This window comes from Streptomyces sp. PTY087I2 (assembly GCF_001687325.1).
Taxonomy (GTDB): Bacteria; Actinomycetota; Actinomycetes; order Streptomycetales; family Streptomycetaceae; genus Streptomyces.
This window is the reverse complement of the sequence record NZ_LZRD01000052.1, coordinates 1-23237: the sequence shown is the minus strand read 5'-3', so window position 1 is coordinate 23237 and position 23237 is coordinate 1. Positions and strand designations below refer to the sequence as shown.

Annotated in this window: 15 protein-coding genes and 1 pseudogene; 12 read left to right on the top strand and 4 right to left on the bottom strand. The window is 71.8% G+C overall.

Annotated features, from left to right (window positions below; all coding sequences use genetic code 11):
* Window positions 1–30: 30 nt before the first annotated feature.
* Window positions 31–594, bottom strand: coding sequence for a hypothetical protein (locus A3Q37_RS33520; RefSeq protein ID WP_065490690.1), 564 nt, complete (start codon window positions 592–594; stop codon window positions 31–33).
* Window positions 595–755: 161 nt separating this feature from the next.
* On the opposite strand from A3Q37_RS33520, the gene A3Q37_RS33515 reads away from it, so the two are divergent.
* A complete protein-coding gene (locus A3Q37_RS33515; protein WP_065490689.1) occupies window positions 756–1340 on the top strand; it encodes a TetR/AcrR family transcriptional regulator in 585 nt (194 codons plus the stop codon).
* A gap of 89 nt (window positions 1341–1429) precedes the next feature.
* Here A3Q37_RS33515 and A3Q37_RS33510 read toward each other — a convergent pair whose 3' ends face one another.
* Complete coding sequence (locus A3Q37_RS33510; RefSeq protein ID WP_255312031.1) at window positions 1430–2032, bottom strand: bifunctional 2-polyprenyl-6-hydroxyphenol methylase/3-demethylubiquinol 3-O-methyltransferase UbiG; 603 nt, start codon at window positions 2030–2032, stop codon at window positions 1430–1432.
* A gap of 170 nt (window positions 2033–2202) precedes the next feature.
* Window positions 2203–2964, bottom strand: coding sequence for a hypothetical protein (locus tag A3Q37_RS33505; RefSeq protein ID WP_065490685.1), 762 nt, complete (start codon window positions 2962–2964; stop codon window positions 2203–2205).
* Window positions 2965–3376: 412 nt separating this feature from the next.
* On the opposite strand from A3Q37_RS33505, the gene A3Q37_RS33500 reads away from it, so the two are divergent.
* Together A3Q37_RS33500 and A3Q37_RS33495 are read left to right on the top strand one after the other, a co-directional pair.
* Entirely contained in the window at window positions 3377–4675 is a 1299-nt protein-coding gene (locus A3Q37_RS33500) for a hypothetical protein (RefSeq protein ID WP_065490683.1), read from the top strand.
* Window positions 4672–5982: a hypothetical protein gene (locus A3Q37_RS33495; RefSeq protein ID WP_255312030.1), complete on the top strand. Its 1311-nt coding sequence runs from the start codon at window positions 4672–4674 to the stop codon at window positions 5980–5982. Before A3Q37_RS33500 ends, A3Q37_RS33495 begins: the two co-directional genes overlap by 4 nt.
* A gap of 11 nt (window positions 5983–5993) precedes the next feature.
* Here A3Q37_RS33495 and A3Q37_RS33490 read toward each other — a convergent pair whose 3' ends face one another.
* Complete coding sequence (locus A3Q37_RS33490) at window positions 5994–7088, bottom strand: hypothetical protein (RefSeq protein ID WP_065490681.1); 1095 nt, start codon at window positions 7086–7088, stop codon at window positions 5994–5996.
* 424 nt (window positions 7089–7512) lie between these two features.
* Between A3Q37_RS33490 and A3Q37_RS33485 the strand changes: the two genes are divergently transcribed.
* From A3Q37_RS33485 to A3Q37_RS33445, 9 genes and pseudogenes are all read left to right on the top strand, one after another.
* On the top strand, window positions 7513–9342 hold the full coding sequence (locus A3Q37_RS33485) for a lysyl oxidase family protein (protein WP_176711566.1): 1830 nt from the start codon (window positions 7513–7515) through the stop codon (window positions 9340–9342).
* A gap of 423 nt (window positions 9343–9765) precedes the next feature.
* Window positions 9766–10476: a Crp/Fnr family transcriptional regulator gene (locus A3Q37_RS33480; protein WP_065490679.1), complete on the top strand. Its 711-nt coding sequence runs from the start codon at window positions 9766–9768 to the stop codon at window positions 10474–10476.
* Between the two features lie 96 nt (window positions 10477–10572).
* Window positions 10573–11403, top strand: coding sequence for a hypothetical protein (locus tag A3Q37_RS33475; RefSeq protein WP_079138105.1), 831 nt, complete (start codon window positions 10573–10575; stop codon window positions 11401–11403).
* A gap of 2 nt (window positions 11404–11405) precedes the next feature.
* Window positions 11406–14024 carry a hypothetical protein gene (locus tag A3Q37_RS33470; protein ID WP_065490677.1) on the top strand — a complete coding sequence of 873 codons (2619 nt, stop codon included), beginning with the start codon at window positions 11406–11408 and terminating at the stop codon, window positions 14022–14024.
* Complete coding sequence (locus A3Q37_RS37430; protein WP_065490675.1) at window positions 14017–15150, top strand: hypothetical protein; 1134 nt, start codon at window positions 14017–14019, stop codon at window positions 15148–15150. The genes A3Q37_RS33470 and A3Q37_RS37430 overlap by 8 nt, the downstream gene beginning before the upstream one ends.
* 107 nt (window positions 15151–15257) lie before the next feature.
* Complete coding sequence (locus tag A3Q37_RS33460) at window positions 15258–15698, top strand: Pycsar system effector family protein (protein WP_255312029.1); 441 nt, start codon at window positions 15258–15260, stop codon at window positions 15696–15698.
* Window positions 15699–15829: 131 nt separating this feature from the next.
* On the top strand, window positions 15830–18100 hold the full coding sequence (locus A3Q37_RS33455; protein WP_065490671.1) for a VWA domain-containing protein: 2271 nt from the start codon (window positions 15830–15832) through the stop codon (window positions 18098–18100).
* A 49-nt stretch (window positions 18101–18149) separates the two neighbouring features.
* Window positions 18150–21866, top strand: coding sequence for a tubulin-like doman-containing protein (locus tag A3Q37_RS33450; protein ID WP_065490669.1), 3717 nt, complete (start codon window positions 18150–18152; stop codon window positions 21864–21866).
* Window positions 21863–23237: pseudogene (locus A3Q37_RS33445) on the top strand (hypothetical protein); the annotation flags it as partial. The gene A3Q37_RS33450 and the pseudogene A3Q37_RS33445, both read left to right, overlap by 4 nt.

Below are 23237 nucleotides of genomic sequence, written 5' to 3'. Positions count from 1 at the left end.
CACTTCCAACCTTGCCGGACGGGCAGCAGGCTACCGCCCGCGCTGATCGCGCAGGCGGAGCGCGGAGACCAGGAAGAAGACGCCGCCGAGGAAGGCGTAACCGGCCAGGCTGGTCAGGGATGCGCCGTCCTTGCCCGCCTGGGCGATGAACGAGGCGCCGGCGAGGGTGGAGATGCCGCCGCTGGCGATCATCGCCCACTGGCCGCCGAGTTGACGTCGTACGGCGCCGACGACGAGCTGGACGATGCCCGCGGTGATCGCCCAGGCGCCCCAGACCCGCAGGACGGCGGGGATACCGGAGGTGGCGGCGACGGCGAGGCCGATGCCGGTGAGGGCGCTGAGCGCGACGTTCGCGTACAGGGCGCGTACGGGTTGGCCGTTCGCCCGGGCGGACCGGATGTCGACGACCGCGCAGGCCACGTCGAACAGGGGGTAGATCACCAGCAGCGTCGCGGTGAGCGCGCCCAGCGTGTCGGCGGTCGCGAACAGCAGGGCGGCCCATGCGGCGGCGAATGCGAAGCGCAGGAGGTACAGCTTGCGCAGGGCGGTGGGGACGCTGATGGGAGGAGTACGGGTACCGACGAGGGTGTCCATGGAAGTTCCTTTCGGGGAAACCGAGTTGGAGTCGGTCGGCCGGGCACCGGAGGCCCTCCACGCATGAGGGAGAACGTTCGGTCTCTCTCATCATTCAAGGGAACCGGCCCTCCGCTGTCAAGACCGAACGTTCTCCCTCACGCGTGCGGTAATCTGGCCGCATGAGCGAAGGCACGGGAAGGGGCAGTACGTCGGCGGCGCGGGCGCGGTTGCTCGAGACGGCGACGAAGATCTTCTACGCGGAGGGCATCCACTCCGTCGGCGTCGACCGGATCATCGCGGAGGCGCAGGTCACCCGCGCCACGCTGTACCGGCACTTCACCGGCAAGGAAGAGCTCGTCCTCGCCTACCTCGACCAGGCCGACCGGGGCATCCGGGCGGGCATCGCGGCCGCGCGGGCGGGCGAGCAGTCGGCGGCCGACGCGGTCCGGGCGATCGCCCGGTTCATCACCGGAGGCATCCAGAGCCCCGGCTTCCGCGGCTGCGCCTTCCTCAACGCGGCGGCCGAGTACCCCGACCCCGCCCACCCCATCCACCAGGCCGTCCTGGCCCACCGCCAGTGGTTCCTGGAGACCGTCACCGAACTGCTGGCGCAGGTCGGCGACGAGCCCGCCGACGGAGCCGGCCGGCACCTCGTCATGCTCCGCGACGGCGCCATGGCCGCGGGCTGCCTCTCCGACCCGAAGCCGATCGCGGAGACCTTCCTCCTGGGCGTCGAGGGAATTCTGCGGGCGCGGGGGGTCTGACCACGACGGCAGGCGTCAGGCGGCCCGGGCGGGGAGCAACAGCGGCACAGCGGCCAGGAAAAACTGCCGCCGTGCCGCGCGCGGGTGGCTCAGTTTCTGCGCGCGATGACCAGCAGCGCCGTGGGGTGGGTCCGGCCGGGATGCCCCAACTCCCGTACGGTGACGGTGCGCATGCCTGCCCGAGGCAGGGCCCGGCGCCAGTCGGCGACGCTCAGCTCCCATCGGGCGACCGGGTGGCGGCTGCCGTCGGGCAGTCGAATGGTTCCCTGGCGCGGCTGAGGACCACCCGACGGTCCCGCCCCGGGGCGCCCGGGATGAGGCACCGAGAAGCTGAGCAGTCCGTGCGGTCTCAGATGACGGGCGATGGCCGCCAGCAGTGACCGGGGGTCGACCAGGCCGACTGCCCCGAAGACGGAGTAGACGATGTCGAAGACCGTCTCGGTGTGCTGGAGAAAGCGCATCGCGTCACAGGCGAGCAGTGTCAGGCCCGGAACCTCTCCGTACCGCTCCCGGGCGTGCTGGATCTGCAGGTCGACCAGATCGACAGCGGTTACCTGCGCATGGTGACGGTCTGCCAGATGGGCGGCGTTCTGCCCCTGGCCACAGCCCAGTTCCAGAACACGCCGCCCGCGTAAAGACCGGCCCAGCACCTCCGCGCCCGGCCCCACCCCCGGCCACGTTCCCCACTCCATGCGGTCCGCCGTCCCTTCCGGCCCGCCGAGGGCCGATCGGGTATGGACGGCGTACTCGTACCACGGGGAGCCCTTGCTGATCACACTGATCTCCGATGCTTCAGAGTCGGGGCGATGGAACCTGGATGGGTGCCGCCCGGGGCGGTGCAACGCCCCGGGCGGCGGTTGGGTCAGCAGCCGACGGGCACGGATCGATGCGCGTAGACGCGGGCGATCCAGTCCTTCTTGAAGGTCTCCAGGTCGCGCCGGAACACCTCCATGGCGGCGCCGTACGGTGCCACTACGCCGCCGGTCTGGTCAGCTGCCGCCTGACAGCCGTGGACCAGGCGCCCGCCCAGTGCCGCGTGGGCCTTGACCGATTCGAGGCGGCGGTGCTCGTTGAACCACGCGCCGTGGTACAGCTCGTCGAGCATGCGCCCCTCTTCGTCGTCCAGGCCGAAGACCACCGACGTAGCCGCGGGGAAGAACCAGCACGGGCCGACGTTGGAGATGTGGCCGTCCAACTCCACTTTGTTCAGCGCCATGAGTGTGGCTGCCTCGTGGAGCATCCGCAGGTGATCGGTGGTGACGTGCGGCAGTCCGGCAGAAGTGAGGAGCTCACCCCGGAAGAGGTGTCCGTAGACCTCGTAGGCGGTGCGAAGCACCAGCGCCGGGTCACCGGTCGGCCTCGCGTGCTGCCGGATGAAGTCCAAGGTCAGCTGCTCGACCGCGCTTCCGGTCGTCTCGCTCACCGGCAGGAGCTCATCACGCACCTTCTCCCAGTCCGCGATCAGCCAGCTGTGGGACTCGAGCCGGAAGAAGTATTCGGCCGGTTCGATGGTGAGATTCCTCCCAGCGACCCGAACCCCCGGCAGGCGGTTCCAGCCGGGGTGGAATGCGGAGGGGAGCCTTACTTCGATGCTGTCGGCGGTAGCCAGGATCGTACTGCTCATCACTTCTTCTCCCTTTGCTTTCGCATTCGGGCACAGGAATGCCCGGGCGTGCCGAGGTGGATATGCCTCGAACGCATCGTCATGAGAGGTCGATCACCTGTGCGCCTGGGCCCCGGAGCGGCGATCGGGATGAACTGTAGGCGAACATGGATTCCCCCACGCCGCGTCTTTCGCCTCGGGGAGAAGAATTTTCCTGCGGTCGGCCTCATGCCCCATGAGACCTCACCGTACAAATATCTTCCTTGCCGACTTCCGGTCCGCATCCGACCCACCCCACGTACGGACGGCCGCAGGCGCAGCGCATACTGGCCTCATGCCCAATGAGGCCGACACAGCCTCCGGAAAGGAATTCAGTGATTCTTTCTGAAAATATTATCGACGTCTTTGTCGCACAGGCTTGGAGTATCGGCCGGTGAGCGTGGGCGGCGCGGGCATCCCTCGCCTGCAGGAGCTGGCCTACGTCGAAGCGGCCGCCCTCGCGGTGGCCGAGGGGAAGCCCTTCGAACACATCCGGCTGGCGATTCTCGACCGTGCCGAGGCGCTGGCACGTGGCACCGACCACGACGGTTCCTTCGACGCGGCGAAGTGGCAACGGCGGCGGGCCGACGCGATGAGCTACGTGCACAACACGGTTGATGTCCTGAAGGAGCTGATGCGCCTCGGCTGGGTGGAACGCCATGTGCTGCCCTCCACACCCCGCTCGGCCTACGCTCACGCGGACGTGACCTACGAGACGACCCAGGCGGGCCGCGCGTGGGCGGAATTGGTGCGGCAGGACCGGCTGGCGGGCTACAACGCGCTGGTAGGCGCACTCCTGGACGCCCACCCTCAGTTCGAGGGCTATCTCCGTCTGGTCGGCGCCCGTCCGGACAGCACGACCGACCACTTGACCGTGCCCCTTCTGCGCAACGACGGCCCGTCGGACGGAAGTCTCGAACGGTATCTCGCCGCGTTCATCTCCCATGTCACCGACGCCTCGCGGGCCGGGGACCTGGGCTGGGCCGCCCCGCCCGACGTCATCGAGGAGAGTCTGCGCGGCTATGTGACGCGCGCTGTCCAGCGGTCCAAGGCCCGGGCCGGGCAACGCCGCGTCCAGCAGCGGCCGTCCGGCGCGACCGGAGCAGAGGACTCGCTCATCACCCGGAAGAGATTCATCCTGCTGTGCGAGGAGGCGGCCGTTCGCCTCTCGCTCGGCTCCGCCGGGTGCCCGATGGACTACATCAGCCACGAACTGCTGCGCCGCTGGACCCGGTTCCTAGGGCTCGCGAACTTCAGCTACTACGCGCCCGGCCCGCCGGCGCTACGCCTGTGGGCCACCGGCCGGGTCGAGGGTTCCGGCTCCGGGCCGGTCTTCCGGCGGTTCGTCGGACACGACGTCAGATCCTCGGTTCTGCGGTCTCTCCCTCAGATCTGGAGCACACCGGACGGTCACTTGGACGACGCCTCCTACCATCCGGTCTGGCGTGTCAGAGCGGCGGTCTGCTGGAAGCTGCGCATCAGCGACGACGAATTCGATGCGGCCATCGACGCCGCCTATCGCGGCGAGTTCCCAGACCTGGGATTTCGCATCCACCTGGACGAGGCCATTCAACTCAGGACCCCGGGGTCGGTCCGGCCACTCGTACTACGGAACGGCTTGGGCCATGACCGGGTCTTCCACGTGATGAGCCTCTTCGGGGCCCGCAGCAGCGAGGAGGCTTTGACACGATGAATTCCACCCCTCTCCTTCCGGGTATCGTCTGGATCAAGAAAGAGTGGAACTTCCGCAACAACCCGTTTCCCTCCACCGGCATGGCGAGAGTGGGAGGAAACGACGACCGCGAGAACGGCTTGCTGTACGAACCTGACGTTCACGCGGACCAATTGCGCGAGGCCATCGAGAAGTTCGTCCTAGGAATGTCCTTCTCCGGCCTCAAGTTCGGATACCTGTGGTCGGCCGGAGTCATCCCCAACGACTCCGACGCCCGAGGCTTCGGGAAATCGGTACTCCTGCAGCATCTATCGAGGAGGATCAACTCCGATTTCGGCCGGGCTGTCTACGAAGAGGCCGGGCTGGACGAGTCGGATGCGGCCGAGATCCCGATCTGCTCGGTCTTCACCAGCTTCGACACCGTCCATGTCCGCTCGCTGGGCGCGGCACTGTTCGCCGGGGTCGAGTACGCGGTCAAGTTCCGTGCGGGGGAAGCCCCGACCCTGGCGGGAAGACTGCGGGGCAGACTGGCCGAACGGATCGGCGACAGCGATGTGAAAGCCCTGACGAAGGCGGTCGCGGACAGCCATCGCGCGGTGCGCGGCAGAACGCTGGGGCCGCCGGACGACAAGTTGATCGTCGCCCTGTGCGACGAGGATCCGCATGCCGCCGTCGACTATCTGACGAAGATCTCCCCCATCTCCCGCTCCCGGAACGGCGCCGTACACATGGCGACCTTCCTCGTCTTCGCCGCCGCGGCCGGCATCAAGCATGTCCTGCTCTGTTGCGATCAGTTGGAGGACCTGGCCAGCACGACCACCGCGAAGGCGAAGCGCGAATTGGAGGTCGAGCGCTTCCGCGACGTCATCGTGGAGACGCTCCCGATGGCGGACATGATGACGCTGATCGCCACGATGCATCCACGGGCGTCCGCGATCATGAAGCATGCCTGGACGCTCGCCGACCTGCCCAGCTTCGACCTCACCCCGGGCAACCGCTTCAGCACCGTCGAGTTGCCTCCGCTGCGGGACGCCGCCCAGGCAGCCCAGCTCCTCAGGCGCTACCTCGCGGCGGCGGCCAAGGATGACGCACGCGATGACGACCTCCACCCGTTCACCGCCGATGCCGTGGCCCGGCTCTTCGAGCGAGCGGCCCGCAAGCCCCGTGACGTGCTGCGCAAGGCGCACATCGTGCTGGTGGCAGCCTCCACGCAGAACCTGTCGCGCATCACCGGGTCCGACGTGGAGAGCATCCTCGGCGTACCCGGCCAGCAGACAGCAGCGGCCCAGAACGAGATCCCGGGGACCATCGACTGGAGTCGTGGCTGACCGCACGGGGCTCACAGGCCGCGGGACAGGTCCTGCCACAGCCAGAGTTCCCTTGCGGTTTCGTAGTAGATCTTGCGGTCGTTTTCGCCGACCGGGACCCGCTGTTCGTACCGGCGCACCAACTCGGTGACCGCGGCCTCCATGTGGCCTCTCATGTCGTTCCGCAGCGCGTCGTCCCAGTCGAAGACGCTGGAGCTGTCGTGCAATCGCTCCCACGGCAGGAACCGGCAGCCGGCCCAGTGGATGAGCTGGGGAGCGTGGAGCATGAGCCTGCCGTGCCCCTGGTGACGGCGGCTCTTCGGGAGCGTCTCCAGCGCTGCCCGCGCCGCCCGGTAGGACTCCACGGCGCGCATGATGCCCAGCGGAGTCATCCGCGAGTGGAAGAGCGACAGATAGGAGGGCGAGCCGATGTCGTCCCAGAGGGATACCAGGCCTTCGTCGCTCACCGTCCGATGGGCCAGTTCGGGCCCGGGGCCCGAGAGACAGGCGAGTGCCCGCGTCACCTCCGTCAGGTAGTACGTCGTACCGCTCGGCCCCGCGATCACTCCGCGCCGGACACAGAACGTCCACCCCTCCCAGTTCGCTCGCACGAGGCGCTGGATGTGAGGGCACAGCAGCAGGCGGTCCCGCGCGACGCGGATGTTCCGGTAGCGGTCCGCGTGCCCGTGCATCCTGCGTGCCCGTTCCCGCTCGCTGCCGCAGTGGACCTCGACCTTCAGCAACGTACGTTCCAGATGGGCGGGGCCCAGTTCGTCCTGCGCCCGGGCCAGGGCCTTGAGCCGTTGGTAGCCGTCGATGAGTTCGATCCCGTGAATCCAGATCCGGTCGGTGAAACCCTCCGACCTCGCGGGAGCGAGCATGTCGGCTCCGAGGACGATCCAGCCGGACGCCTCGAAATCCTCCGGACTGTCCCGGGCCTGCTGCTCCAGGGCGAGCGTCTCGGGGGTGTCGTGCAGATAACCCCGCATGACCGACAGGCGCTCGGCGGCGTCCGCCCCCGTCACCAGACGGACCAGCTCGACAGCCGGAACGTACAGGACGACGAGCGGCCCGAACCGTGATGTGCTCTGCGGACGCAGAAGGATGCTCGGGCCATCACTGGCCATCGGCGCGTCAGAAAAACTCTCGTTCACGCCCTACCAACGCCGTCGGCGGCAAAGCGTCGCGTCCGGCCCCGGCGGAGCCCCCCCCCCGGGTCTGTCGTTCGGGGCCCGGCCTCTGTAGGCGGTGAAACCACGGCCGTACAGACTTGTCGCATGTTCGATCGCCATGGCGGGAAATCAGCCATGCACTCTCAGAATGCGCACCCGTGTGCGAAAGAAGCCCCAGCTTCCTGCCAGCACCACGTGTTCCGCGGAGTGGAGGCGAACAACGCTTTCCGGACAACTCTCATCGGTCCAGGGGAGACCAGACAACCTGAAGGGCCGAACAGTGCCTCTCACAGGCCGGACACAGCGTCGCCGCAGGTGAGTTGGGGCCGTGCTGATCGTCCACGTTCCATCGCGCACTCGGAAGCCGGAAGTACGAGGAATGATGACCAGATCCCCGCAGGGCCGCACCAACCGTCTCACCCGCCCCTCGATCGCCGTTGCCGCGGCCGTCGCCGTGACGGCGGGTGTCGTCGCCGCCGCGCCCGACGCCAAGACGGCCGAGCCGACGCCGAAGCTCAGCCTGATCGCCGCCACCAACTCGGTGACGCTCGACTCGTGGAAGGAGGATCCCGGTGTCTATCTCGATCTCGGGACCTATCTGACCTCGGAGAACGGCGCCTTCGAGCTCAAGGTGACCCGTAAGTCGTACAAGGACCCGGTCGTCGCCACGCAGGTGCTCCGGAACGGGAAGAAGACCACGACCAAAGCGCTTCCCCCCGGGCTCGTGAAGGACTTCTCCGGGCTGCCGGACTTCGCGCAGATCTCCGTCACCGACGCGGCCGGCAAGACCGTGCTGAAGCAGACCGAGGCCTTCTGCCCCAACAACGCCTCCGGGCGGATCCGGCCGGACGCGCCCGCCAACTCGAAGTATCCGCAGAGCTGTCCGGTGAACCCGTTCACCCTCGGCTCGGTCTGGGGCGTCGAGAACGGCTGGGCGTCCAACACCTACGCCGGGTACTACGCCGAGCCGGTCAAGCTGGCGGCCGGGACCTACACCGCCAAGATCTCCGTGACGAAGAAGTACCGCGACCTCTTCGGCATCGCCAACAAGCCGCAGTCCGTCAAGGTGACGGTCCGTGAGCGCAGTTGGGAAGAGGAGGAGCAGGGCGCAGACGCCGCAGCCAGCAGCGCGGCTCCCAAGTCCGGCAAGTCCGCCAAGTCCGCCGCCGGACACCAGGGGCACCAGGGGCACGACCAGCACGCGGGGCATGACGGGCACCAGGCCGCCGCCGACGCACCCGCCGCCTCCGCCCATGCCGCGCACGGCGCTCCCGCCCGTCCCGAGGCCCCCGCCGCCCGGACGACCGGCGCCACCCCCACCTTCAACGTCGGTCACGGGCCCTACCCGCCCGCTCCGCCCGCCCTGCCCTGGGCGCTGAAGAAGGAGGCCCTCCAGCGGCAGGCCTTCTCGGCCGCCAAGGTCGGCGACCGGCCCGGGCAGACCGACGGGTCGCGGCAGGCGCCCGCGGTCAAGCCCAACGCCAAGCGGCCCACCGGCAAGGCCACCGTGCCCGACGTGCCCAAGCCGGACCTGCGCTCGCTGCCCGCGTACGGCATCACCGTCAACGACGGCTACGAGGAGAAGTCCGGCCGGGACTACCTCGCCTTCAGCGCCAACGTGTGGAACGCGGGCCCGGCCAAGCTCGTCGTGGACGGCTTCCGCTCGCCGGGCAAGGAGCTGATGGACGCGTACCAGTACTTCTACGACGCCAAGGGCAAGCAGGTCGGCTACACCCCGACCGGCACCATGGAGTGGGACCCGCGCCCCGGCCACGAGCACTGGCACTTCACGGACTTCGCCAGTTACCGGCTGCTGAAGGCCGACAAGAAGGAGTCGGTGCGCAGCGGCAAGGAGGCGTTCTGCCTGGCCAACACCGACGCCGTCGACTACACGGTGAAGAACGCCAACTGGCACCCGGACAACACCGATCTGTCCACCGCGTGCGGCCAGGAGAACTCGATCTCCGTCCGCGAGGTGCTCGACGTCGGCTCCGGTGACACCTACACCCAGGACCTGCCCGGCCAGTCCTTCGACATCACGGGCCTGCCGAACGGCACGTACTACATCCAGGTCCTCGCCAACCCGGAGAACCGGCTCAAGGAGACCAACTACAAGAACAACAGCGCCCTGCGCAAGGTCATCCTCGGCGGCAAGAAGGGCGCCCGGACCGTGAAGGTCCCGGCCCACCAGCTGGTGGACGCCAACTAGTCGCTTTCAGCGGGGCGTTGATGCGCTCCGTGCCGTACGATCCGTCGGCCCCGGGAGAGTTTCCCGGGGCCGGTGGCATGTGGGGAACCAAACCCAAGTTCTCGCCAAGTCACCCGTGCACCCGTAACCCCGGCCCCGTATCGGCGTGTCGCCACCGTCGTACCGCCGCCCCGCCACAACTCCCCCGGTCAGAGGCGTGGCCGAGAGCGGCGGAGAGGGCCGGGTGCCGTGGAGGACTCCCTTCCGTTATGCCCGTACGGGGAAGGGGTGTACGGCGGACAGCACCGCCGACCAGGCAACGCATCGGTTACCCGCGCGTATCGCATGTGTGGCGCAATTCACCTCTCTCAAGGGGTGGTTCTGGAAGCATCTACGCCAACGGGAACGGGCCATACATACCGCCGCGGGGGGGGGAGAGTGGCCATGGGGCTGCTCGGCGATGAGCTGGCGTTCGGGCGGGCGCTGACCGCCCCGGAGTACGAGAGCGTCATGGCCCTGGGGCACCGCAAGGAGTACCCGGCCGACGCCCCGCTCCTGACCGAGGGCGACCGGACCGGCCATGTGGTCATCATGATCCGCGGCTGGGCGACCGTCTCCCGCACCACCGACCGGGGCGCCACCCGGCTGATACTGGGACTCCGTGGCCCGGGCGAACTCCTGGGGGAAATGGCCGCGTTGGACAAACACCCGCGCAGCGCCACCGTACGGGCTCTCGGGACCGTCGAGGCGACCGTCATCGGCGGCGACGCGTTCCGCCGGTTCCTCGCCACCCATCCCCGGGTCAGCGGGCTGGTGATACGGCAGCTGACCTTCCGGCTCCGCAGCGCCGACCAGGAGCGCTCCGCCCTCGCCTCGCTGACCGTCCTCCAGCGCCTGGCGAGCCGACTCGCCGAACTCTCCGGGGCCGCCGCCCCGGGCCCCTACGCGCCGCCCGTGCCGGGCCCCGGAAACAGCGGCACCGTCGTCCACCTCGCCCAGGACGAACTGGCCGCCACCGTCGGGGCGACCCGGGAAGCCGTCGCCAAGGCGCTGCGGCTGCTGCGCACCCAGAACATCGTGCGCACCGGCACCCGCATGGTGCAGATCCTCGACCCCGAGCTGCTCGCCCTCCTGGCGGAGGGACACCGGGAGTAGAAGCTCTGCCCCGCCGTGTGTAAACGGCTACAGACGGCCTACGTCCCGGGCCGGAAGCTGTACGGGACGGCAAGCGGAGAGAGAGCGGAGCGCGGGGTGGAACACGGGGTGGAACACGAGGCGTCGGATGCCGGTGAGGCACGCTACGAGCTGGTCATCAGTGTGGACGCCAGACGTTCCGGGCAGTACGGCGACGCGGAGAAGCCGCGGATGCGGCAGCGGATCTACCGGGTCCTGGAGTCCGCGCTCGCCCAGGCCCGGGTGGCCCAGGACGCCGTCCACATGGAGGACCGCGGGGACGGCGTGCTGATGTCGGTCCCCGGCCGGATCGCGGTGTCGCGGCTGCTCGGCCTGTGGATGGTGGAGGTCCACGAGAACCTCCGGGAGGAGAACGGCTCCCTGCTCGTGCCGCTCGGGCTGCGGGTGGCGATGCACGTCGGTCCCGTACGTCACGACAGCCGGGGCATCAGCGGGCGCGCGGTCGACCTGACGTGCCGGCTCGCCGACTCCACCGTCGCCCGGGAGCTGCTGGACCGCGAACAGGCCGATCTGGTCCTCGCCGTCTCCGACTCCCTCTACGCCGATGTGGTACGCGCCGGGGGCAAGTTCATCGATCCCGCGCGCTTCGCCCCGGCGCGGCTCGTCCTGAAGGAGGGCGCCGTCACCGCCTGGTTCCACCTGCCGGGACGGCCCGCGCCGGACACCGGGTCGATCGGTCGCGCTGCCGTCTCCTCGGCGGAGCCCCCGCGTGGGCCCGTGGACGGCAGTGATGTGGACGGCGAGGAGGGGGACGGCGAGGGCGACGAGGACGGCGACGCGTCCGTCCGGTACACCGCGCGGGGCGACCTCTCCGTGCATCAGCACAACGTCTACCAGCAGCCTGTGCACATCGGCCGCGTCACCGGCCCCGGCCCCCGGAAGGACTGAGCATGGCCGACGAAGCAGTGGCCGACGCCCCGGCCGAGCCCGCGCGTCCGGAGCCGAAGGACGACCGCTCGCCCGACGCACCGCCGCGCGGCGGTGGGCGGAAGGACGACAAGGCCAAGGACGCCCCGGACGGTCCCGACGTCCCCGACTCCGCCGACGACGAGGCCGCCGAGCGGGAGAAGGAGCGCGAGCGCGCCGCGGACCGCTTCAAGGATCTGACCCGCGACCCGCTCGCCGAGGAGGAGGGCGAGAAGGAGCCGACCGACCTCGCCGCCGCCGCGCGCGCCCGGCGGTCCGGGCGGAAACTCCTCACCAGCGGCCGGGACTTCACCAGTTTCGACCGCTCGCGCATCGAACACGCCCACGTCGGCGACATCAACGTCACCCTCGACGCCCGGCGTTCCGGCCTCACGATGCGCGACGGCCCGGTCCCCGAGGAGGAGTTACGACGGCTGCGGCGGGCCCACATCGTGCCGGCGGGGTACGTACGGCTGCGCCGGGCGCTGGAATCGCGGCGGCTGCTGGTGCTCGGCGGAGCCCCCGGCACGGGCCGGACCAGCACCGCCCTGGCGCTCCTGGAGGAGGTGACCCGCAACGGCGCGGGCGCCGGGAACAGCGAGCGGGTGCGCCGGGCCGCCCCGGAGGAAGGGGTGCGCAAGCTGGTCGACGAGGTGGCCGCCGGGGAGGGCGGCCGCCTGCCCGGCACCGGGTATCTGCTGGAGCCCGCGCTCGACCGGCCGGGCACCCTGCCGCCCGACGAGACGGACCTGGACCAGCTGGCATCGGCCCTGGCCCAGCGGGGCTCGTACGCGGTCGTCGTGGTGAGCGTCGGCTCGGCGGCCAACCCGCTGCTGGCCGGGCGGTACGGGGCGATCTGCCCGCCCGCCCCCACCCGTGAACTGGTCGCCGTCCGGCTGCGGGAGCGGCTGGAGGAGGAACACGGCGACACGGAACGGGACGGGGGCGGGAGCGGGAGCGGGGGCGGGGGCGGGGGCGGAAGCCGGGACGGGGGCCGGGGCACGGTCGACGGCGGGAGCCGGGACGGGGACGGCAGCCCGGACGGAGGCCGGGGCACGAGCGAGGCCGGGAGCCGCGACGGGGCGCTCTCCCGGCTGTTGGAGCGGGCCGCCGAGCTCCGTGAGGATCCCGAGGTCACCGAGGCGGTGGGGCTCGACGATCTGCGCCCCGCCGAGGCCGAGTTGTTCGCCTCGCTGCTGGCCGGGCATCTCCTGGGCACCGTCGACCGCGAGGAACTGCTGTCCGGGTGCCGCGGGCTCGCGGCCGTCCAGGCGTACGAGTGGTTCGCCGGGGTGGACCGGGCCCTGGCCGCCCCGCCCCCGGGCGACGGCCGGACGCCCGTGCGCTCCGGCACCGCCGCCCTGTTCCACCCGGTGGCGTTCCGGATCGCGCTCGCGGTACTCGGCGGCGCCTCGCACAGTGCCGTGTCCGCCGCCGCCCACCTGCTGACCTGGGAACTGTCCGTACAGAGCGATCCGGACAACACCCCGGCGCGCCCCCTGTTCTGCGACGACCCGGAATCCGACCTGGCGCTCTCGCGCGCCCGGCAGGTCGACGGCACCGTCGACGTGGCGGGCACCGAGGTGAAGGGGCGGCTGGTCTACTACCGGGGGGCCGCGCTGCCCGCCGCCGTGCTGGCCGAGGTCTGGGACCGGCACTTCCCCGTCCGCCTCCCGGTCGTCCGCTGGCTGCGGCTGCTCGCCGACGACCCCCGCCCGGAGGTGTCGATGCGAGCCGCGGTCGCCGCCGGTGAGCTGTCCGTACGGGACTTCGAGCACGGGTACACCGAGGTGGTCCGGCCGCTGGCCGAGGCGCCCACACCGCGCCGCAGGGTGTTCGCCGCCGCCGCGCTGGACCAGGCCGCCGGGCACGCCTCGCACCGCAAGGCGGTGCGCAAGGTGGTCGACGACTGGTCGCGGTACGGCTCGGCCTCGCTGCGCTGGACGGCGGCGATGGCGCTCGGCTACGGGCGGTCCGCCGACTCGATGGACGACACCCTGGACACACTGGCCCGGATCGGGACCCGCGACGACGGTGAGCTGCTGGCCGTGGCCTCGCTGAACGTGGTCCGGCTGCTGCTGCTCCCGGAGTGCTCCGTCGTCCTGAAGCGGCTGGCCGACTGGACCGGGCACCGCGGCGAGGAGTACCAGGACCTCGCCCTGGTGACCATCGTCCGGCTGGCGCTGATCGATGTGGACGACGTCCTCGACGAGGACCCCGGCACCCCGTTGGCGGACCGGGGCGACTGGCCGCTGCTGCTCGCCCTGGCCGCGACCCGGCCCGAACTGACCGGGCGGCTGGCCGACCTGTTCTGGACCGCGCTCAACACCGCACGGTCCCAGGGAGTGGCGCTCGACGCCCTGGAGCACATGCTGCGCTCCGCGACGCGCAAGAACGGCCGCGAGTGGACGCGGCCGGGACTGGCCGCGCTGCTGCCCGCGCTGATCGCCGAGGAGCGCGACCAGCGGCGGCTGGACTGGCTGCTGCGCCGAATGATGAGGGATCAGGACCGTCCGCTCACCACCGAAGCGGCACGCGCCCTGTGGCGGCTCGCCGTGCCCGCGCGGCAGCGGCGATCCGACGAGGAGGAGAGTCATGGCTGAGGAGAACGGCGTGGCCGGCAACGGCGTGGCCGAGGACGACGCTCCCGCGGCGTCGAGGCCCGCGGGCCCGTTCCTGCGGGAGTACAAGCCGACGGGCTCGTTCCGGCAGGGCGGCGCCCGCACCACGTCGGTGCTGTTCTACCGGCGGGGCTACAGCGTCGCGGGCGTCTCCGGCATCGAGCACTACGACAAGCCGCCGCTGGCCCGGCCGCACACCATCTGCGAGATCGCCGCCGGCACCTATGTCACCACCCTGCGGATGGAGCTGCCCGCCACCGGCGGGGCGACGTTCTTCAAGGCGGAGGTGGACATCCACTGGACCGTCGAGGACCCGCACCTGGTGGCCGTGGAGGTGGTCACCGACATCGCCCAGCGGCTCACCGCGCCGACCCTGGAGCGGCTGCGGGACATCTCCGCCCAGTACCCGGTGCACCAGGCGGAGCAGGCCAACACCGCCATCACCCAGACCTGCGTCTCCGGCCGGTGGAACGACCTCGGCGCCGACCTCGGGCTGCGGGTGCGGCTGTACGTACGGCTGCGGGTGGACGACCGGACGATCGGCCACACGGAGGCCGTCCGGGAGGAGGCGTCCGGGGCCGAGCTGAACATGATCCGCCAGCAGCGCTACCTGACGATGCTGCGCGGCGGTGAGCTGGAGCAGCTCAGCCACATGCTGGCCGCGGATCCCGAGGCGGCCAACGACTTCCTGGAGAAGATCCGCCAGGAGGGCCGGCAGGACGAGAAGGACCGCGTCGACCGGCTCTTCGACATGGTCGCCAGCGGCCAGATCCCCTCCAGCGAGATGGACGCCCAGGCGCTCGCCTATCTCAACCGCGAACGCCTCAGCATCCAGGGCCTCGTGGGCAACCGGCTCGCCCGCAGGACCCCGCGGGAGCTGGAGCCCGCCCGCGAGGAGCCGTTCACCCCCGACTGGGCGTCGGACGAGCCTCCGGTGCGGCGGCCCCGGCCCGACCGGGACCGGAGCCATGGCCAGGACCGGAGCCGGGACCAGGACCGGGACCGGAGTCGCAGCCGGGACCGGGACTCCGGGCCCGCGCCCGAGCCGCCCGCGCCGCGCGCCCGCACCCGCGACGACGGCTGGGGCTGGGCGGAGGACGACGGGTGAGCGCCGACGGCGGTACACGGACTTCCCCCGCCCCGACCGCGCCGGTGCCGGACGGGGGTCGGCACGGGCCGGACAGGGCGGGGGAACGCATCGCGGAACGGCTCCTGGTGACTGTCCGGGAGGACCTGGGCAGGGCCGACTCCAAGGCGGCGGTGCTGCTTTCGGGGGCGCTCGCCCTGCCCGCCTTCCTCATCGGGCGGCACGGCTCCCCGGACTGGCAGGGCCCCGGCGACCTGGCGCTGGTCGTGGCCGGGCTGCTGTGGGTGGTCGCGGTGGCCGCCCTGGTCCGCGCGCTCCTGCCGCGTACGGGCACGGTCCGCGACCAGGAAGGGGTGACGTACTTCGGGGACCTGCTGGCCCCGTTCGACTACGACGTGCTGGCCGCCCGGATCAACGAGGCGGGCCGCGATCCGGTCGGCTGGCTGCTCGTCCAGGCCGTGGACGTCAGCGCCATCCTGTCCGCGAAATACCGGGCGATCCGCTGGGCGGTCGCCACGCTCGCCCCGTCGGCCGCGCTGGCTCTCGCCTGGAGTCTGGCCGCGCGCTGACCGAACCGCACGGGTGCGCCACGTCCAGAGGCGCACCACCGACGACTACACAGAGCGATCGAACACGTACGTCGAGCTTCACGACACCACGCAGACACGCAGACACGCAACGACAGTAAAAGGGGACGGTCGTGCGAACTGACCGAAGAAGAGGCCCGGCCGGCACCGGCCGGGCCGGGCGGGCGGCGCTGTCCGTCCTGGCCGGTGCGGCCGTGCTCATGTCGCTGACAGCACCGGCCGCCCCCGATCCGGAACCGGCCGCGGCCGCCGCGCCCGCCTTCGCCTCCGTCAACTACGCGGTGGCCGTGGACCAGTCCGCGAGCCTCGCGCCCGAGGACATCAAGGCGGAGAAGGCCGCCGCCGCCCGGATCGCGCTCGGTGACGTCTCGGCGACCTCGCACATCACCGTGTTCGGCTTCGCCGCCGCCGAGTCGGCCGACCAGCGGGCGGTGGACCCCGCCTGCCCCCGCACCCGACTGGACGCGGCCGGGCGGGAGTCGATCGGGGGCTGTGTGGAGAAGCTGCGCGGCCGCAAGAAGAGCGAGGGCACCGGTACGGACTTCCCGAGCGCGATACGCCAGGGCGTGCACGAACTGAGCTCGGGCACCGACCCGTCGGTCCCCCGGGTGCTGTTCCTGCTCACCGACGGGGAGATGGACGTCACCGGCAGCCCCCAGTACGGGGATCCGGCGCACCGCGAGGCGGAGGGCAAGCGGCAGCTGGAGCGGGAGCTCAAGAACGCCGCCGCCAAGAACGTACAGATCTGGCCGCTCGGCTTCGGTCCCGCACCGGACAAGGAGCAGCTCGACAGGATCGCCGCGGGCGGCTACCAGAAGGGCTGCGTCGACCTGCCGTCCGCCCGCCCCACCGCCCGTAAGGTCTCCGGGGCCAAGGACGTCGGGCCGGTGCTGGAGCGGATCTTCGCCGCCGCGCACTGCCTGCGCTACCAGCCGGGACCGAGCAAGCGCCCGCCCGCCACCCTGCCCATCACCATCTCGCCGCTGGCGACCGTCGGCTCCATCGTCGTCGACAAGGGCTCCCCCGAGGTGACCGTCACCTACACCGACCCGCTCGGCAACAAGGTGCCCACCACGGGGACGTTCCAGGACTCCACCTTCGAACTCGCGGGCGGCGGAAACACCGTGGAGGCGCTGAAGATCATCGACCCGGTGCCCGGCCGGTGGAAGGTCGATGTGAAGGCTCCCGAGGGCCACCGCTCGCTGCCCGTCGGCGTCAGCGTCCTGTGGCAGGGCGAGCTGCGCGGCTCCATCACGATGGACCCGCCCTCCCCGCAGGCCGGGCAGAAGGCGACCGTCACCATGCGGCTCCAGACCCGTGAGGGCTACGAGATCAAGGATCCGGCCGACTACGCCGGTCTGAAGGTCAGCAGCGAGCTCACCGGCGACGGCTTCGCGCCGGTGCCGCTGCGGCTCACCGACGACGGCAAGGGCCCCGACCCCACGAAGAGCGACGGCTCCTTCAGCGGTACGGTCACCGTCCCCGAGAGCGCCGACGGCGCCCTGAAGGTCAGCGGCACCCTCACCGCCTCCGGGCTCAGCGCCGACACCCGCAGCGAGGGCGGCCAGGTCTCCCCGGGAGCCCTGCCCGTCACCACGGCGCTCGGCCCGGTCCGCGGCGAAGGCCACCCCGGGGACACCGTCACCGCGAACCTCTCCGTCACCAACACCACCGACGCCCCGCACACGCTGCGGCTCTCCCTCGCGGATGTCCGGGCCGGGCTCCTCGGCGTGAGCCCCGCCGAGATCGTGGTGAAGCCCGGCGCGTCCACCACCCACGAGATCCGGCTCAGGATCGGCGAGGCGAAGGCCTTCGAGGGGCGGCTCGACGACGGCCCGCTCGGCATCGGCGGCACGGTCACCGTCCAGGACACCACCGACGACAACCGCACCCTGGTGCGCACCCCGCTCTCGGTCCAGGTCACCGCCGAACCCGGTCTGCTGGACCGGTACTGGTGGGTGCTGGTCGGCGCCGTCGCGCTGGCCGTCGTCGGCGTCCTGCTGGCGCTGGCCTGGATCCGGCAGCGGCGCGGCCGCCGCGACCCGTACGGGCTGATGCTCCATCTGATCTCCGAGGACGGCGACGTGCTCGGCGTCCACAAGGCCGGGCACGGCCAGAAGCAGTGGTACGCGTTCGACATCGCCGAGGCGCACAGCAACCCGCGCATCGAGCGGCGCGCCCACGGCCAGTACGCCGTGCAGCGCAGCCCCGAGGGCGGTGCGGTGCTGCGCAGGCGCGGCGGCGCCCGGACCCGGCTCACCGCGAACGGCCGGGTGGAACTCACCGACCGGCTGAGCCTCGCCCTCGGCGAGGACTCCGTACGCCCCACCGCCCCCGGGCGGCCCGATCCGGTGAGCACCGGCGGACACGACGACTACCTGTGACGCCCATCGACGTACCGGCCCCACCCCGGCCGGTAGCGGGAGGAACCCCATGAAGATCTTCCAGCCGATGCTCTTCGTCGGCCTGGGCGGGACCGGCGGCCTCGTCGGCGCCGAGCTGGAACGCCGGCTGCGCGTGGACCTGTGCGGCCCCGACGGCACCGCGCTCCAGCACATCGGCGGCCTCGCCCCCTACCAACTGCCCGACTGCCTTCAGTTCGTGTACGCGGACTTCAGCGAGTCCGACCTCCAGCGGCTGCCCCAGTTCAACGTGGACTCCTCGCTGCGCGCGGCCTACGCCCGCACCTCGCGGGCGACCCACAACCTCCTGCCGAACTTCGACAGTTCGCCGGAGGTGACCCAGATGCTGCGGGCCAGCCTGCGCGACGAGGTCGCGGGCTGGCTGCCCCCGCGCGACGGCGAACCGCGCGTCACCCCGCTGCACAACGGCGCGGGCCAGCTGCCCACGGTCGGCCGCGCGGCGCTCTTCGCGACCCTGCGGCACTCCCTCCAGCCGGTCCTGGAACCCCTCCTCCAGGCCATCGACGCCATCGCCAAGTCGGCGGGCGAGCTGAGCGAGCTGGGCGGCGGCCGGGTCACCGGCTGCGACGTCTTCGTCGCGTTCTCGGTCGCGGGCGGCACCGGCGCCGGGATCTTCCTGGACTACCTCCACCTGATCAACCAGGCCTTCAAGATGCGCCGCTTCAACGGCGTGAAGATCTACCCGCTGGTCGTCATGCCCTCCTCGTTCCCCGCCGCGACCGGCGGCGGGCGCGAGGCCGAACTCAACGCCGCACGCTCGCTCGTCGACCTGTTCCGGCTGGTCGACGGGCAGAACGCGCCGACCGCCGGGGCGGAGATCGGCGACCTCGACCAGGAGACCGGCCTCGGCATCCGCTACCCGGGCACCACCCCGGTCCGGCTGCGCACCGGAATCCTGCCGACCGCGTTCCTCTTCAGCCCGACCGCGGGCATCCGCCAGGACGATCTGCGCCGCTCCATCGTCTCGCTGGTGATGTCGCTGATCGGCACCGAACTGGGCGACAGCCGCTCGCAGGGCCGGTCGATGGCCGGCGACGACGACTTCCAGACCTTCGCCGCCAGCTTCATCAACCGGGGGGTGCACCGCAGCGCCCTGTCCCCCACCGGCATCGGCCGCCAGGGCGTCTCCACCAGCCTGGTCGCCTCGATGACCGCGCCCATGGACCAGCTGGCCGATCTGGTGGCCGGGCGGCTGCTGCGGGTCGCGGTCACCGAGCTGGTGGAACGCCCGCGCAACCCGGCGAAGGACGACGCGGTGCCGCTGGTCCGCCAGCTGTTCGCCGACTCCCAGCTCGAAGAGCTGTGGGAGCGCAAGCAGTTGCCCGTGGAGGACCCGCAGCCGCTACCGCGCGGCGGCAAGGCGATCGAGGAGGCGCTCAACAACCGGATCGGGGACATGCAGCGGCTGCTGTCCGAACTCCAGGGCATCGCCGACCGCCAGGCCGCCGCGATGGCGGGCCGCTTCAGCCCGCGCCCGGCGATCGAGAAGCTGCTCCAGAGCGTCGACCCGTTCCTCGCCGAACGCCTCGTCCGGGGCGTACCCGACAGCGAGGACGAGATCACCCGGCTCGGGTTCCTCGGCATGCTCACCGCCCGCTCCCGCTCGCCCAAGCGGCCGCCGGGCGTCACCGACCAGCCGCCCAAGACCCCCCGGATCAAGGGCCGGATCGCCGGAATGTCCCCGGCCCGCTGGGGCGACGACGACGTACGGGCCGCCCTCCAGGCCCAGGACAGCTGGTACCGCTGGCGCAGCCGGGCCGTGTGGCACGAGTCCTGGCGCGAGCAGCAGCAGCGCTGGCAGTCGCAGGCGGACACGGCGGGCACCGACCTCGGGCGGCTGGTCAACGCCTTCCGCAAGCAGGCCGACCAGGAGCGCAAGTCCGCCGAGCAGAAGGGCATGGAGCTGTACGCGGAGCGCACCGGCATCTCGTACTTGCTGCCGCCGCAGCGCAGCCTCAACCACTTCTACGAGGACGTCGTGACCCGCCTCGTACGCCGCGAGGGCCTGCGCGAGAGCGACGACGAGGCGTCGCTGCTGCTGCGGCTCGTCGACGGGGACACCTGGCGGGACGTGCACGCGCGCAGCCATCGCAGCCCCGACGGGGCGGTCGGGTCCGTCAAGGCCCGGCTGGAGGGGCGGATCACCCGGCTCTTCGCGGAGAGCGGGGCGCAGGTGGAGGAGCGGCCCCTGCTGCCCTCGATGAGCACCCTGCTGGCGGCCGCCGCCGGTGACGCCGACGCCACCGAGCAGGTCAGCAAGGAAGCGCTCGACCTGTTCAGCCGCAAGCTCGCCGGTCTGCTGCCGGTCGGCTTCACCCCGGAGGGCACCGGACCGCTGCGGGTCCTGGTCACCCATCCCCGGGTCCATGCGGCGGAGGAGGTGCAGGAGTACCTCGCCAAGGCGCTGCGCCTGCCGTCCGACGCGAAGAACGCCGTCGAGTACCGGGGCGTGGAGAGCGACTCGATCACCGTGGTCCTCTTCCGCAGCGAGATGAGCCTCACCCAGGTGCCCGAGGCCCGCAAGGTGCTGCGCCAGTGGGCCAGGGCCAAGGACGACGAGCAGGCCCATGACGTCCTGCGCTGGCGCCAGCGCCTCGGCTTCGAGGACGACTGGATGGTCAGCAGCGAGGAGGACCGGCGCACGATCCTGCACCGCCTCCTGTGCTGCCTGTGGAACGGCCAGGTGGACGTACTGGAGGGCGCATCCTCCTCGCCCGCCCGGGTACGGCTGCGGCTGTTCCCGGAGAAGGGCGCGAGCGTCCCCGGCGTACGGCTGCGGCTCGGCGACTTCCCCGGCGGCATCTCCAGCTGGTCGGAGCTGCTGCGCTCCTACGAACGCTGGACGGTCCTGGACGACGAGCGGACCGTGGAGGACTACTGCCGCAAGCTGATGGGCGCCCAGCCCCTCGGCCTCGCCCGGGCGGGCACCGAACCGCACCCGCTCTTCGTCGAACTGGTCGAACGCATCGCCCCGCGCCAGCTGGAGCTCCTGGAGGAGCGCCGGGAGCGCGGCGGAGAGCGCGTGGACGGCTGGATCCGGCCGCTGTGGGAATTCTGGGCGGAGACCCTGCCCGCCGCCCTGGACACGGAGTTCGGCGACCAGCACGCGATCCAGCCCACGCTGCGCACCCTGCTGGAACACGCACGCGGCGGCACCCCGAAGCCCCGCCCCGCTCGACCCGCCCCCGAGCGCCGACGCGCCCCGGCGGACGACGAGGACTGGGGCACGACGCCCCCGAGCACCGACGAACACCCGGCCGCCGAGGAACGGCCCCGCGAGAGCAGCCTGCCCGCGCCGCGCTCGGCGCACCGCTCCGTCCCGCACGAGCCGTACGGAACCTACGAGCGGGAGGAGCGGTACGAGCCGGAGGACCGGCACGAGCCGGAGGACCGGTACGACGGCGGGACGCGACGCGCGGAGCCGAGGAACGGGCGGGAGCGGTACGAGCCCGGGGAGGAGCGGTACGAAGGGAGCTCCTCGCGCGGCGAGCGGGCGCGGGACGAAGGGCGGCGGGACGAGCGGTTCAGCGACGAGCCGTTCGGCGACGAGCGCTTCACCGAGCCCCGGCCGTCCCGCGATGACCGGTTCGACGACGGTCCGGACGGGTTCGGGGGGCACGACCGGCCGCCGGTCCGCCGGCCGGCGGCGGACGGCTGGGACGGCGACGGGTGGGCCGCGGACGAGGAAGCCGCCGGGCGCTCCGGCCGGAACGGGGGCCCGCAGTGACGTCCCAGGACGACACCACCGCCGTGGTCCGGCTCGACCTGCGCTCCGGGGCCGCGGCCCTGGCCACCGCGCAGGCCGTGCGCGACCGGGTGGCCGAACAGCTGGGCCGGGCCGGACTGCCGGAACCCGACTACCCGTTGTTCCTGGTCACCGACACCCCGGCCGGGCTGACCGACCACCAGCTCCAGTACGAACTGCTCTCCGGCTACCGGGCGGTGGGCGAGACCAGGATCCTGGTGCTGCTGGTCGGCAGCTCCCCCGGTTCGTACGCCGGCGGGGAGGAGGCGTTCCTCCCCGATCGCCGGCTGGTGCGGCCCACCACCCTGCGGGGCTCCTCGACCGGCCTGGTGTGGGCCGGTGATCTGCGTTCCGCCCGGACCGCCCTGGACCGGCCGGAGCCGGACGACCCCGCCTCGCTGGCCGTCCTGGTGGACCTGTTGTCGGTCCCGGACGTCTTCGTCCGGGTCCTGGAGGGCCTGCGGAAGCTGCCCGACTCCGTCGCCGCGCCCGGTGTCCGGCTGCTGGAACAGGATCTGGCCGCGGAGGTCAGGGACCGGGCCTGGCGGGACGCGCTGACCCGGTTCGCGGGTGAGGACTCCGGGTCCGGCGCCCCGGTCGACATCACCCCGGACGCCCGGCTGCCCGAACCGCTGCGCGTACTCGTGGCGGGGCGGGACGCCCGGGGCCAGGGGCACCGGCGGCCGGACGGCCCGGTGAACCTCGCGTACCGCGCGTGCGCGGAGTCCCTGGACCGCGCGGACGAGGACCTCGTCGCGCTGCGGGCCTTCCCGGGCCTGCTGCACCCGGCCCGGCGTGAGGCCCTGGAGGCGGATCTGCACCAGGCCCGCGAGGATCTGGACGGGTTCCGCACCCTGGTGGAGCGGGCTCTCCAGGGCGGCGGCGGTGCGGCGGCGCCCACCGCGGAGGCCACCGCCCGGCTCGGCGCGCTCGGGCTGCGGGTGCCGTCGGCCGACAGCGCGGGGGAACGCGTCGGCGAGGGGCTGCGCGAACTGGCGGGCACGCTCCTCGGCGACGGGCTCGCGCTGCGTTCGGTGGCCCAGCACTTCACCGCGCTGGCCGGCCGGGTCGAGCCGGTGCCGGGCACCGCGCTGCTGCACCGGCTCGCCGACCACTCCGAGGAGTCGGTGAACCGGGGTTCCGCCACCGAGTACGCCGCACCGCCCCGCACCCCGGGCGGGGTGCTGCTCATGGCGGGCGCGGCGGGGCTGCTCGGCGGCCTGTGGCAGTGGCCCGCCGTCGCGGCGGCCCTGGTGGTGCCGGTGGTGTTCGTGCTCGTCGCGCTGCTGGGCGCGGGCCGACTGCGCTCGGGCCGGCGCACCGCCCGGTGGCCGGCGGGCCCCCGGGTCGCCG